Genomic DNA, 13,009 nt, shown 5'->3' on the forward strand with positions numbered 1-13,009 from the left:
CCGTCGCCGTACGCCGTCGGTGTCACCAGCCGAAGCGGCGGCCGACCAGCGTGGCGAACTCCTCGAACGACAGCACGCGGTCGCCGTTCTGGTCGGCCTCGTCGAACAGCGCGGAGGACTCGTCCTCGTTCCCCACGCCCCAGTAGGGGATGACGCCCCGCGCGGCAAGGGTCGGGCCCTTGACCCGGAGGGCGTCGATGACCTCGGCGCGCGTCAGGGTGCCGTCGTGGTCGAGGTCGAGCGCGTCGAAGAGAGTACGGGCCTTGTCGCTCATGATGTGTCCTGCTTCCCTCTGGCCGTGGCTGTCGAGTCGGCCGATGCGTCCCTGCGGAAGGACGCGGGGCGGGGCCTCCGCGTTGCCTGGCGGAGGGTTTTCCACAAGTTCCACAGTGAGGCGGACGGGGTGTCCGTGGGGGCCGATAGGGTGGGTGAATGGTCCTTTCCGACGATTCCGCCGTGCTCTCCGAGGCAGCGCAGGTCCTCCACCGCGTCTTCGGCTACAGCTCCTTCCGAGGGGTGCAGCAGGAGATCATCGAGCAGGTCGTCGACGGCGGCGACGCCCTCGTCCTGATGCCCACGGGCGGCGGAAAGTCGCTCTGCTACCAGATCCCCGCCCTGGTCAGAGACGGCACGGGCGTGGTGATCTCGCCGCTCATCGCGCTGATGCAGGACCAGGTGGACGCGCTCCGGGCCCTCGGCGTGCGGGCCGGATTCCTCAACTCGACCCAGGACCCCTACGAGCGGCAGACCGTCGAGCAGGCCTTCCTCGCCGGCGAGCTCGATCTGCTCTACCTGGCTCCCGAGCGGCTGCGCACCGAGGGCACCCAGCGGCTCCTCGACCGGGGCACGGTGTCGCTCTTCGCGATCGACGAGGCCCACTGCGTCGCCCAGTGGGGCCACGACTTCCGGCCCGACTACCTCGCCCTGTCCATGCTCCATGAGCGCTGGCCCAAGGTGCCGCGGATCGCCCTGACCGCGACCGCCACCGAGGCCACGCACCGGGAGATCGCGGCGCGGCTCGGCCTGGAGGACGCCCGGCACTTCGTCGCCGGCTTCGACCGGCCGAACATCCAGTACCGCATCGTCCCCAAGAACAACCCCCACAAGCAGCTGCTCGAACTCATCCGCACCGAGCACGACGGGGACGCCGGAGTCGTCTACTGCCTCTCCCGCGCCTCGGTGGAGAAGACCGCGGCCCTCCTCGTGGAGAACGGCATCGACGCCGTGCCGTACCACGCCGGGATGGACGCCCGGACGCGCGCGGCGAACCAGGCCCGCTTCCTCCGCGAGGACGGCGTCGTCGTGGTGGCGACCATCGCCTTCGGCATGGGCATCGACAAGCCGGACGTCCGCTTCGTCGCCCACCTCGACCTGCCGAAGTCCGTCGAGGGCTACTACCAGGAGACCGGCCGCGCGGGCCGCGACGGCGAACCGGCCACGGCCTGGCTGGCGTACGGCCTCCAGGACGTGGTCCAGCAGCGCAAGCTCATCGACGGTTCCGAGGGCGACGAGCAGCACCGGCGCGCCCTCGGCATGCACCTGGACGCGATGCTGGCGCTCTGCGAGACGGTCGACTGCCGCCGGGTCCGCCTCCTCGCGTACTTCGGCCAGGAGGGGCAGCCCTGCGGCAACTGCGACACCTGCCTGACCCCGGCGGAGTCCTGGGACGGCACGGTCGCGGCGCAGAAGCTGCTGTCCACGGTGTGGCGGCTCGCCAAGGAACGGCGCCAGAAGTTCGGCGCCGGTCAGATCATCGACATCCTGCAGGGCAAGAAGACGGCCAAGGTCATCCAGTTCGACCACGACGGGCTCTCGGTCTTCGGTGTCGGCTCGGACCTCGGGACGGCGGAGTGGCGCGGAGTCGTGCGCCAGCTCCTCGCCCTCGGGCTCCTCGCCGTGGAGGGCGACTACGGCACGCTCGTGCTCACCGAGGACAGCGGCGAGGTGCTCGGCGGACGCCGCACCGTCACCCTGCGCAAGGAGAAGGCCCCGGCCGCCTCCCGCAAGGAGTCCGGCGCCCGCTCCGGGAAGGGCGCCCGGGTCCCGGTCGACCTGCCGGCGGCCGCGGTGCCGGTCTTCGAGGCGCTGCGCGCCTGGCGGGCCGCGACCGCGCGCGAGCAGGGCGTCCCGGCGTACGTCGTGTTCCACGACGCCACGCTGCGGGAGATCGCGACGCGGCTGCCCGCCACCGTCGAGGAGCTCGGCACCGTCGGCGGTGTCGGCGAGGCCAAGCTGACGAAGTACGCCGAGGGCGTCCTCGGCGCGCTGGCGGAGGCGGGGGCGGCCGCTCCGGCAGCTGCGGCCGCTTCGGCAGTCGGTGCCGGTGCCGCCCAGGCACCGGGTGCGGGTGCGGGCGGGGCCGTCGTTCCCGGCGCCCGTCCCGCTCCCGTCGACCCGGCCGCCGCGCCGTACGACGAGGAGCCGCCGTACGACCTCGACGAGCTGGACGAGCCGCCGTTCGACGACTGGCGGTAGTGCCGGGTGCCGGGTGCCGGGTGCCGGGTGCCGGTCAGGCGGGCTGTGGTGTGAGGCGGCGCAGGCCCCGGCGGTCGTAGTAGTGGGTCATGGCCAGACCGAAGGCCAGGGCGAGGGCCACGCCGACCGCGATCATGATCCAGCCCCTGGCGAGCCCGGCGTCGGCGCGGGCGTCGAAGTACAGGATGGACCGCACGCCGGAACTGAGCTGGTGCATCGGCTCGAAGACGCCGAGGAAGCGGTAGAAGCCGGGGGTGGCCTCCAGCGGGACGGTCGCCCCCGAGGAGGGGAGCGCGAGGGCGATGAAGACGAACATCGACACGAGCTGCCCGATCCCGCCGAACGCGGCGTTGATCGCCTGGACGCCCAGGCCCACGGCGACCGTGGCGCAGTAGGAGAAGATCCACAGCATCGGCAGGTGGGAGGCGTCCATCCCCAGGATCGCGATCGTGGCCACCATGACGAGCGTGGTGGTGAGCACCGAGATGCCGGCCGTCATGAGCATCTTCAGGATCAGGGTCTGGGTGCGGCTGATCGGCACGGTCGGGTGGCGGGAGTGCCAGGGGCCGATCTCGCTGTCGGCGTAGCCGAGCGCGGTGTCGACGCCGCTGTTGACGAGGTTGCCGCCGATGAAGCCGCCGAGGACGAGCAGCAGCGTGTAGTAGAAGGCGGTCAGGCCGAGACCGCTGTGCCGGCCGATGGGATGGCCGACCTCGGTGGTGACGGCCACCGGGTCCGTGAGGAGCAGCCGGGTGGTCGCCAGGTCGGTGGTGGCCGAGAGCTGCTTGCCGATGGTCAGCGAGGCCTGGTGGGCCGCCCGCTGGTTGATCTGGGCGGTCAGTGAGGAACCGAGGCTGCCGAGTCCGGGGTTGGTGAGCACGGTCAGGGTCGGGCGGACCGTCGCCCGGTCCGTGGTCAGGGCCGCGACGGAAGCGGTGAAGTCCGCCGGGACGACCAGGGCGCCGAAGACCTTGCCGGAGGCCAGCGCGTCCTGGGCCTCCGCGCGGTCGAGCCGCCGCCAGTCGACGGCGTTCTTCGAGGGACCGGAGGCGACGATCGCGTCGGTGATCTGCTTCCCCAGGTTCTCCCGCTGCCCGGGCAGCGGCGCGCCGCGGTCCTCGTCGACCAGCGCGACCGGCAGTCGGTGCAGGTTCTCGTTCGGGTTGAGGATGCCGCCCATGTAGAGGAGGGCGAGGCCCACGGCGACGATCGCGCTGAGGACGGTCGGTACGAGCCACAGCTTGGGGTTGCGGGCGAGGGCGGCGGCGCGGACCTGCGGGCCCTGGGTGCTCGGGGTGTTCGGGGGGATCGCGGACGTCATGCTGCCATCGTCGGCGCGCGCGCCGCCCTGGCGGGGATTGCGGGCCGTACGGGGCGGGCGGCGTGTCGGGCGGCCGCGGGCCGTTTGGTGCGCGAACCGGAGGGCCGCGGGGCCGTTTGGTGCGTGAGACGGGCGGCAGCTGGCCCGCTTCCCGCGCGGATTCGGTGGGGGACCACTCCGGTTGCGGAGCCCTGGGCACCACGTTTCAGTGGGAACGCCCCCCCCACGCGTCTGATGGAGCTGACATGTCGATGGCGTTCGGTTCACCCTTCGGTTCATCCGATCCGTTCAGCGACATGCTGAATCGGTTCTTCGGAATGTCACCGGCGTCGTCGCCCCCGGCCGTGCAGCGCGTCCCGATCGGGCGGCTGCTGACCGAGTCCTCGCACGAACTGCTCAACCTCGCCGCCCGCAAGGCCGGCGAGGACGGCACGTCCGACCTCGACACCGAGCACCTGCTCTGGGCCGCGACCCAGGTGGACCCCTCCCGCGCACTGCTGTCCCGGATCGGCGTGGACCCCGAGGCGCTCGCCGCCCAGCTCGACGAGGTGCTGCCCCGGGAATCCCGCGAGCCCTCGGCGGAACCGGGACTCACCCCGGCGGCCAAGCGCACCCTCGCCGCCGCCTACGGCCGCTCGCAGGAGGCGGGCGTGTCCTACATCGGTCCCGAGCACATCCTCGCCGCCCTCCTCGACGACGCCGACTCGGGCGCCGGGCGGCTGCTCGGCGCGGACGACCAGGACGTCAGAAAGCTGCGCGGTCTCGCCGACCGGGCGTCCCGCACCGACGGCGGCGCGCCCGCCGCCGGACGGCAGGCGCAGCAGCCCGCCACCACCCTCGACGAGTACGGCAGGGACCTCACGGACGAGGCGAAGGCGGGCAAGCTGGACCCGGTGGTCGGCCGTGCCGAGGAGATCGAGCAGACCATCGAGATCCTCTCCCGGCGCTCCAAGAACAACCCGGTGCTCATCGGCGAGCCCGGCGTCGGCAAGACCGCCATCGTCGAGGGCCTCGCCCAGCGCATCGTGGCCGGTGAGGTGCCCGCCACCCTCAAGGACAAGCGGGTCGTCTCCCTCGACCTGTCCGGCATGGTGGCCGGCGCGCAGTACCGGGGTCAGTTCGAGGAGCGTCTGAAGAAGGTCATCGAGGACGTCCAGAACGCCGGCGGCGAGATCATCCTCTTCATCGACGAACTCCACACCGTCGTCGGCGCGGGCGCGACCGGCGAGGGCTCGATGGACGCCGGCAACATGCTCAAGCCCGCCCTCGCCCGGGGCGAGCTGCACGTGGTCGGGGCGACGACGATCGACGAGTACCGCAAGCACATCGAGAAGGACGCCGCCCTCGAACGCCGCTTCCAGCCCGTCCTCATCCCGGAGCCCACGGTCGAGGAGACCGTGCAGATCCTCGAAGGACTGCGGGACGCGTACGAGGCCCACCACCAGGTCCGGTTCGCCGACGGAGCCCTCACGGCGGCGGCCGAACTCTCCGACCGGTACATCGGCGACCGCTTCCTGCCCGACAAGGCCATCGACCTGATGGACCAGGCGGGCGCGCGGGTACGGCTGCGCAGCGCCGGCCGCTCCACCGAGGTCGTCAGCCGGGAGGACCGCATCGCCAAGCTGCGCCGCGAGAAGGACCAGGCCGTCGCCGGCGAGCAGTTCGACAAGGCCGCGGACCTGAAGCGGCAGATCGCCGAGGTGGAGGGCGAGCTGGCGGGCATCGAGGAGCGCCGGGAGGGCGTTGTCTCGGTCACCGCCGCCGACATCGCCGACATCGTCTCGCGCCGCACCGGCATCCCGGTCTCCCAGCTCACCGCCAGCGAGAAGGAGCGGCTGCTGAAGCTGGAGGAGGAGATGCACGCCAGGATCGTCGGCCAGGACGAGGCCGTCACCGCCGTCTCGGAGGCGGTGCGCCGCAGCCGGGCCGGCATGGGAGACCCGAACCGCCCCGTCGGCTCGTTCCTCTTCCTCGGGCCCACCGGCGTCGGCAAGACCGAGCTCGCCAAGACGCTCGCCGGCCTGCTCTTCGGCGACGAGGACCGGATGATCCGCTTCGACATGAGCGAGTTCCAGGAGAAGCACACGGTCGCCCGGCTCGTCGGTGCCCCTCCCGGCTATGTCGGGTACGAGGAGGCCGGCCAGCTCACCGAGAAGGTGCGGCGCAACCCGTACAGCGTGGTCCTCTTCGACGAGGTGGAGAAGGCGCACCCCGACGTGTTCAACACGCTGCTCCAGATCCTCGACGACGGTCGGCTCACCGACGGCCAGGGCCGTACCGTCGACTTCCGCCACTGTGTGGTGATCATGACGTCCAACATCGGCGCGCATCGCATCCTGGCGCACGAGGGCGACGCGGCCGAGCTCAAGGACGAGCTGATGGAGGACCTGCGGGGACGCTTCCTGCCCGAGTTCCTCAACCGCATCGACGACATCATCGTCTTCCACAGCCTCACCGAGAAGGACCTGTCGGAGATCGTCGACCACCTCCTGGACCGCAGCAAGCACCGGGTCCGCGCGCAGGGCATGACCCTGGAGGTCACCGAGGCGGCGAAGAAGCTCCTGGTGGCCCACGGCTATCAGCCGGAGTTCGGCGCCCGCCCGCTGCGGCGGACGATCCAGTCGGAACTCGACAACCGCGTGGCGTCCCTGCTGCTCGGCGGGGAGGCGGACCCGGGGGACACGATCGTCGCCGACGTGATCGACGACTCCCTGCACTGCACCGTACGCAAGCACGAGGCCGGGACCGGCACGGGCACGGAACCCGAGCCCGAGCACGGGACCGCGGAGAGCGGCGCGGCGGCGTGACACGCCGGGGACTGTAGACCCGCCGACCGTCCGAACCGCCGTCTGCCCGAACCGTCGGCCGCCCGAAGCGCTTTCTGCCCGACCCGCTGTCCGCCCGACCCGCTGTCCGTCAGACGCCGTGCGTCAGGCGACCGGCAGCGGGTCGAGGCGCTCGACGCCCGTGTACACGTTCATCGACGCGCCGCGCAGGAAGCCGACCAGGGTCAGACCGCTCTCGGCCGCCAGGTCCACGGCGAGGGAGGAGGGCGCGGAGACGGCCGCGAGCAGCGGGATGCCGGCCATCACCGCCTTCTGCACCAGCTCGAACGAGGCCCGCCCGCTGACCATCAGGACCGACCCGCGCAGCGGCACGAGGCCCTCGCGCAGGGCGTGGCCGACGACCTTGTCCACGGCGTTGTGCCGGCCGACGTCCTCCCGCAGGCACAGCAGCTCGCCCTCGGCGGAGAAGAGTCCGGCGGCGTGCAGACCGCCCGTGCTGTCGAAGACCCGCTGGGCCGCCCGCAGCCGATCCGGGAGGGCCGCGAGGACGTCCGTCCCGATCCGCAGCGGGTCCTCGTCGACCGTCCAGGCGGCCGTCGTGCGCACCGCGTCCAGGCTCGCCTTGCCGCACAGACCGCACGAGGACGTCGTGTAGAAGTTGCGTTCCAGCGAGGCGTCGGGCGCGGCGACGCCGGGCGCGAGAGCGACGTCGACGACGTTGTACGTGTTGCCCCCGTCGGCGGTGGCGCCCGCGCAGTAGCGGATGCCGGCCAGCTCGTCGGCGGAGCGCAGCACGCCCTCGCTGACCAGGAAACCGACCGCGAGGTCGAAGTCGTCGCCGGGCGTGCGCATGGTCACCGTGAGCGGGCGCCCGCCGACCCGGATCTCCATCGGCTCCTCGGCGGCCAGGGTGTCCGGGCGGTAGGAGGAGTCACCCTCGCGCACGCGCAGCACGCGCCGCCGTACGGTCACTCGTCCCATGGTCCGTTCCTCTCCTCGGAGCAGCGCTCCGAAGGCGTCGTGCGGCGTGATCCCGTCGTGCCCCGTTCGGGTGGTCGTATACGACTCTGTCACGCGGGCGCGGCGGGCACCGCCCCCGGGACCCGTTTCCGGACGTCGGCCATCGGATCGCGGGTCGACGTCCGGCCGCCGGGCTGCGGGCCCGATCTTCCGCGCCTACGCTGGCGCTGTCCTTTTGTTGACTTTTTGTACGTGTTGTCCATCGACGGGAGTCCCATGGTCGTCGTCCAACCCGTCGTCGCCCCGCCCGCGCGGGCCGCCGTCTTCCTGGTCGTCACCGTCAACCCCGGCGGCGAGGCCACCGTGCGGGAGGCGCTCCAGGACCTGTCCGGCCTGACCCGGTCGGTGTCCTTCCGCTCCCCCGAATCCCGTCTCACCTGCGTCACCGGGATCGGCTCCACGGGCTGGGACCGGCTCGTCGGCGGCCCCCGCCCCCGCGAACTCCACCCCTTCCCGCCGCTGGCCGGGCCCCGCCACCGCGCCCCGGCCACCCCCGGCGACCTGCTCTTCCACCTGCGGGCCGGGCGCATGGACCTCTGCTTCGAACTCGCCAGGCTGATCATGGAGAGCCTGGCCGGCGCGGTGACCGTCGTCGACGAGGTGCACGGCTTCGCGTACTTCGACGACCGCGACCTGCTCGGCTTCGTCGACGGCAGCGAGAACCCGGAGGGCCCGGTGGCCGCCGAGGCCGTCCACATCGGCGACGAGGACCCCGTCTTCCGCGGCGGCAGCTACGTCCACGTGCAGAAGTACCTGCACGACATGCCGGCCTGGGACTCCCTCACCGTGGAACAGCAGGAACACGTCATCGGCCGCGCCAAGGGGTCCAACGTGGAGATGGCGGACGACGTCAAACCCGCCGACTCGCACGTCGCGCTGAACACGATCGTCGACGAGGACGGCGTCACCCGGCAGATCTTCCGCGCGAACATGCCCTTCGGACAGATCGGCGACGGCGAGTTCGGCACCTACTTCATCGGGTACGCACGGACCCCGGCCGTCACCGAGCTGATGCTGCGCAACATGTTCCTCGGCAGCCCCCCGGGCAGCACGGACCGCATCCTCGACTTCTCCCGGGCCGTGACCGGCGGCCTCTTCTTCGTGCCCAGCGCGGACCTCCTCGACGACCTGCCCGCCCCGCAGCCGGACGCGGCCGCCGCCACCCAGGGAGATTCCCTGGGAATCGGCGGACTGAAAGGAGCCTGAACCCCATGACGACCCCCGACGCCACGCCCACCCCGCACCTCGGCCCCGACACCACCAACCTGCACCGCGAACTCGCCCCGATCACCCCGGCGGCCTGGGCCGAGATCGAGGAGGAGGCCCGCCGCACCTTCCGCCGCAACGTCGCGGGACGCCGGGTCGTCGACGTCCCCGACGCCGCGGGTCCGGAACTCGCCGCCGTCGGCACGGGACACCTCACCGACATGGCCCCGCCCGCGCCCGGCGTCACCGCCCGGCTGCGGGACGCGCGGCCCCTGGTCGAGCTCAGGGTGCCGTTCACCGTCGACCGGGCCGCCGTCGACGACGTCGAGCGCGGCTCGAAGGACTCCGACTGGCAGCCCGTCAAGGACGCGGCGCGCGCCATGGCGTTCGTCGAGGACCGGATGATCTTCGACGGATACGGGGCGGCGGGTGTCGACGGACTGCGCGCCCGCTCCTCGAACCCCGTCGTCCGGCTGCCCGTCGAACCGAGCGACTACCCCGACGCGGTCAGCCGCGCCCTGACCGCGCTGCGGCTCGCCGGCGTCGACGGGCCGTACGCCCTGCTGCTCGGCGCCGAGGAGTACCGGGCGGTCAGCGAGACCTCCGACCACGGCTACCCCATCGCCGCGCACCTCGCCCGGATGCTCGACGGCTCCCCGATCTGGGCCCCGGCCCTCAGCGGCGGATTCGTCCTCTCCACCCGCGGCGGCGACTTCGAACTGTTCCTGGGCCAGGACCTGGCGATCGGCTACACCGGCCACGACGCCCACAGCGTCCAGCTGTACTTCCAGGAGACGCTGACCTTCCGCACGTACACGGACGAGGCCGTCGTCGTCCTGGAGGCTCCGAACGTCCCGTGAGCGCGGGACTCCGGCCGTGGGGGGGGCGTGCGGCGGGGCCGGTCAGCCGCGCCACCACGGCTCGCGTACGTAGAGGCTCTCGGTGCTCGTACAGCCGAGGCCGTTGGAGACCTGCTCGGAGTCGAGGTTCCAGCCGATCACGCCGTCGCCCTCGCGGCCCAGCTCGATCAGCCGGTCGCTCTCCGTCCGCGTCCCGTCCGTCACCCGGCACTCCACGATCGACGTCCACGCGCGCCCGTCGAGCGCAGAGACGAAGGCGAGGACGGGCAGGACGACGACGGTCAGGGCGAGGGCCACCCACTGCTCGACCCCGGCCGCCCGGCGCAGCCAGGGCGCCGGCCGGTACGCGGGGTCCCCCCCATGGCTCCGGTGGTGGTACGAACGGCGCCGGCCCGTGCGGTACTCCACCGCCACGCCCTGGCGGAGCCCGTACGCGACGAGCCCGGTGCCGAGCCCCCACCACGGGCCGAAGAGGCAGGCGTCGACGACGCCCACGGCGAACGGATTGACGACGGTGAGGGCCGCCCGGCGGAGCGCCCCGCCGAGCCCGCCGCCCATCGGCACCGCGCCGCGCGCGGCGAACAGGGCGAAGACGACCCGGGAGACGACCACGGCGAGCACGGAGCCGAGCAGCGGGTCGGTGATGACCATGCCGATCAGCACGTCGGGCCAGTTCCCGACGTCCATCCCGACGAACACGTCCCGCACCGCGTCCCCGCCGCCGACGGTGTACGCCACCTTGGTCACGGGGACGGCGACCGCCAGGGCCAGGAGGACGGTGTGCCCGGGCCCGCCCTTGCGGTCGGCGGCCCTGACCTGGTCCTCGCCCGGTCCCGACCGGCCGTCGCCGGGTCCTGAGGGGCCGTCGGCCGCGCGCGTCTCCGCTTCCCGCATGCCGGCCGCTAGTCGCCGAGGGAGACGACGACCGCGGTGGTCCGGCCCTGGGGCGTCACATAGGTGACGGTGTCTCCCGCGCGGTGGCCGAGCAGGGCGCCGCCCAGCGGGCTGTCGGCGGTGACCATGGTCGCGTCGAGGACCGCCGCGACCTCGCCGATCTGGACGGTGGTCTCCGTGCCGTCCTCGAACCGGACGGTCACGGTGCTGCCCACGCCGACCGCGTCGGTACGGGGGGCTCCCGCGACGGCCGCCTCGCGCAGCCGGCCGTGGAGCTCGTCGATGCGGCGGTCCAGCCGGGTGAGCTCCGTGCCGCGTTGGAGCTCGTCGGCCTGGTCGGCCCGGTCGCCCGTCTCGTCGCCGCCCCCGTCCCTGAGGGTGACGGCGACGGCCTCGCGTTCGGTGCGCAGTTCGTCGAGTTCCCGCTCCAGTGCCTCGCGGGCGGCGGCGCTGATGGGCTCGGGTCCACCGGTCATTGCTGCTCCCTGGTGCGGCGGCACGATCACGTGTCGCGGATCTGATCCTCGTCGATCAAAAAGGGCATTCAAGGCATTTTCGACATTATCAGTCGGTGGCGTCATCAGTCGGTGGCGTCGCACGGCCTCGGGCGGACGGGCCCGCCGACCCGGCCCCCTGGTCTGTTACGTTGCCGGTGCCCGGGCGCCGGACGAGGCGGTCCCGGCCACGCAGGAGAGGGAGACCCGCACGATGGCCGTCATCCACCACACCACCATGCAGCCCACCAAGCTGGAACTGCTCGCCGCGTGGCTGCCGACCCGGGCCTGGCACCCCGGCGGGGACGTGCGGCCGGCGAAGGCCGGCGGCTTCCGGCTCGACGACCCGGCCGGCGAGGTGGGCATCGAGTTCATGGCTGTCGCCGACGGCGAGGGCGACACGGCGGCCACGTACCTCGTCCCCATGACGTACCGATCCGGCCCCCTCGAAGGCGCCGAGCACGCCCTCATCGGCACCTCCGAGCACGGGATCCTCGGCACCCGCTGGATCTACGACGGGGCCCACGACCCGGTGCTGGCCGCCCAGTTGTACGCCCTCCTCGCCGGCCGGACCGAGGCGCAGGCCCAGTCGCAGAGCGACGCCCCCGACCCCACCGTCGCCGTCACCCGGATCGCGGCCGAGACCGGAACCGCGGCGGACGCGGAGCTCGTGCGGGCCGAGGACGGCCCCGACCACACCGACGTGGTGGTCCGCGCCCCGGGCGCGCCGACTCCGCTGACCCTGCGGGTGCGGCGCGTCCTGCGCCCCGGCCGGGACGCCGACCCGGCCGCCGGCGGCCGGATCACCGCCGAGTGGCAGCTGCCCGACGGCACCACCGCCCGCGGCGTCTTCGCCGACGCCCACTGAGCTACACCCAGTTGACCTCGGCGGCCGCGAGCAGTGGGTCGTCCACCAGCTCCCACAGCGGCACCGCGAAGTTGCCCGTGCGGTAGCGGCCGCCGAAGTGGAGGCCGAGGACGCGGTGGTCGGTGAGGTCCAGGACGGGGGAGCCGCTGTTCCCGCCGAGCGTCGAGCAGTCGTGCTTCATCACCAGACCGCCCGGGGTGAACTCGGTCGCCACCCCCGGCTGGAGCCGCTTCACGTTGTAGACGTCCATGAAGATCCGGCGCATCGACTCGGGCTCGTTGCGCCGGCCGTCCCAGGCCGGATACCCCACCACGTACACCGGGCGGCCGGGGACGCTCGCCGGGGCGTCCGCCGCCACCGCCAGCGGAGTGGGCAGGCCCCCGTCCGCGGCGGGCTCGACGCGCAGCAGGGCCATGTCGACATCCGGGTGGATGCCGATGATCTCGGTGACCTCGTACGGGGCCGGGGACGCGGGCGGCGCCACCCCGTCCACCGGCAGCTCCTCCGCCGGGTCGACCCGCGCCGACATGCCGTACTCGAAGGCCCAGCGGCCACCGTCGTCCGCCGACCGCGCGAACTCCACCGCCACATGACGGTTGGTCATCACCGTGCGCGGACCCACGAGGAACGCGGTGCCGATCCAGTCGAGCCGGGGATGCCCGCTGACCTCGACCCGGCCGATCCGTGCCAACGACTCACGGATGGCGGCCCGTTGCCCGTCCAGGACCGCCCACTCGTCGTGCTGCGGGGCGAAGTCCTGGCGCTGCACCAGGATCGCCGGGCGGCCCTCCATGAGGACGATCGCCTCCACCCCGAAGGACTCGTCGCCGTCGAGTTCGTCCTCCCGGTGGGCGGCCAGCTTCTCCAGGCCGCTGACCCCGGCCTCCAGGACGCGCGCCCGCTCCTCCCGGGCGAAGCGGGAGATCTCGGCGGCGGGCGCCACATCGGCGGGCAGCTCGAAGGTCGACTCGGCGATCTCCGCCTCGAGTTGTCCGCGTACCCGCTCGGCGACCTCCTTCAGATCGCCGAAGATCTGCTCCGTGGCGGTCGCGACCGGCGACACGTTCCGTGGTCCGTTCGGCATG

General features: G+C 72.7%; 11 protein-coding genes. 5 read left to right on the plus strand and 6 right to left on the minus strand.

Features of this window, described 5'->3' with window-relative positions; all coding sequences use genetic code 11:
- Nucleotides 1-22 precede the first annotated feature (22 nt).
- On the minus strand, nucleotides 23-274 hold the full coding sequence (locus DEJ43_RS32640) for an EF-hand domain-containing protein (protein ID WP_015037705.1): 252 nt from the start codon (nucleotides 272-274) through the stop codon (nucleotides 23-25).
- Nucleotides 275-432: 158 nt separating this feature from the next.
- On the opposite strand from DEJ43_RS32640, the gene recQ reads away from it, so the two are divergent.
- Nucleotides 433-2,475, plus strand: coding sequence for a DNA helicase RecQ (recQ, locus tag DEJ43_RS32645; protein WP_015037706.1), 2,043 nt, complete (start codon nucleotides 433-435; stop codon nucleotides 2,473-2,475).
- 34 nt (nucleotides 2,476-2,509) lie between these two features.
- Here recQ and DEJ43_RS32650 read toward each other — a convergent pair whose 3' ends face one another.
- Nucleotides 2,510-3,796 (minus strand): YhgE/Pip domain-containing protein, encoded by a 1,287-nt coding sequence (locus tag DEJ43_RS32650; RefSeq protein WP_015037707.1) that lies wholly within the window; start codon nucleotides 3,794-3,796, stop codon nucleotides 2,510-2,512.
- A gap of 245 nt (nucleotides 3,797-4,041) precedes the next feature.
- Here DEJ43_RS32650 and DEJ43_RS32655 point away from each other — a divergent pair, with 245 nt between their 5' ends.
- Nucleotides 4,042-6,603, plus strand: a complete 2,562-nt coding sequence (locus DEJ43_RS32655; protein ID WP_015037708.1) for an ATP-dependent Clp protease ATP-binding subunit — start codon at nucleotides 4,042-4,044, stop codon at nucleotides 6,601-6,603.
- Between the two features lie 123 nt (nucleotides 6,604-6,726).
- Here DEJ43_RS32655 and fdhD read toward each other — a convergent pair whose 3' ends face one another.
- Nucleotides 6,727-7,563 carry a formate dehydrogenase accessory sulfurtransferase FdhD gene (gene fdhD, locus DEJ43_RS32660; protein ID WP_015037709.1) on the minus strand — a complete coding sequence of 279 codons (837 nt, stop codon included), beginning with the start codon at nucleotides 7,561-7,563 and terminating at the stop codon, nucleotides 6,727-6,729.
- 255 nt (nucleotides 7,564-7,818) lie between these two features.
- Between fdhD and DEJ43_RS32665 the strand changes: the two genes are divergently transcribed.
- Entirely contained in the window at nucleotides 7,819-8,808 is a 990-nt protein-coding gene (locus DEJ43_RS32665; RefSeq protein ID WP_015037710.1) for a Dyp-type peroxidase, read from the plus strand.
- 5 nt (nucleotides 8,809-8,813) lie between these two features.
- Nucleotides 8,814-9,668 carry a family 1 encapsulin nanocompartment shell protein gene (locus DEJ43_RS32670; RefSeq protein ID WP_015037711.1) on the plus strand — a complete coding sequence of 285 codons (855 nt, stop codon included), beginning with the start codon at nucleotides 8,814-8,816 and terminating at the stop codon, nucleotides 9,666-9,668.
- A 42-nt stretch (nucleotides 9,669-9,710) separates the two neighbouring features.
- On the opposite strand, the gene DEJ43_RS32675 is transcribed toward DEJ43_RS32670, so the two are convergent.
- Both DEJ43_RS32675 and DEJ43_RS32680 read right to left on the minus strand, forming a co-directional pair.
- Nucleotides 9,711-10,562, minus strand: coding sequence for a hypothetical protein (locus DEJ43_RS32675; RefSeq protein WP_015037712.1), 852 nt, complete (start codon nucleotides 10,560-10,562; stop codon nucleotides 9,711-9,713).
- Between the two features lie 8 nt (nucleotides 10,563-10,570).
- Nucleotides 10,571-11,038, minus strand: a complete 468-nt coding sequence (locus DEJ43_RS32680; protein WP_015037713.1) for a GreA/GreB family elongation factor — start codon at nucleotides 11,036-11,038, stop codon at nucleotides 10,571-10,573.
- Nucleotides 11,039-11,270: 232 nt separating this feature from the next.
- On the opposite strand from DEJ43_RS32680, the gene DEJ43_RS32685 reads away from it, so the two are divergent.
- A complete protein-coding gene (locus DEJ43_RS32685) occupies nucleotides 11,271-11,924 on the plus strand; it encodes a maltokinase N-terminal cap-like domain-containing protein (RefSeq protein WP_015037714.1) in 654 nt (217 codons plus the stop codon).
- Between the two features lies 1 nt (nucleotide 11,925).
- Here DEJ43_RS32685 and DEJ43_RS32690 read toward each other — a convergent pair whose 3' ends face one another.
- Nucleotides 11,926-13,008 (minus strand): trypsin-like serine peptidase, encoded by a 1,083-nt coding sequence (locus tag DEJ43_RS32690; protein WP_041663158.1) that lies wholly within the window; start codon nucleotides 13,006-13,008, stop codon nucleotides 11,926-11,928.
- Between the last annotated feature and the right edge of the window lies 1 nt (nucleotide 13,009).

Origin of the sequence: Streptomyces venezuelae ATCC 10712, from assembly GCF_008639165.1 — a bacterium.
GTDB classification, from domain to species: Bacteria; Actinomycetota; Actinomycetes; order Streptomycetales; family Streptomycetaceae; genus Streptomyces; species Streptomyces venezuelae.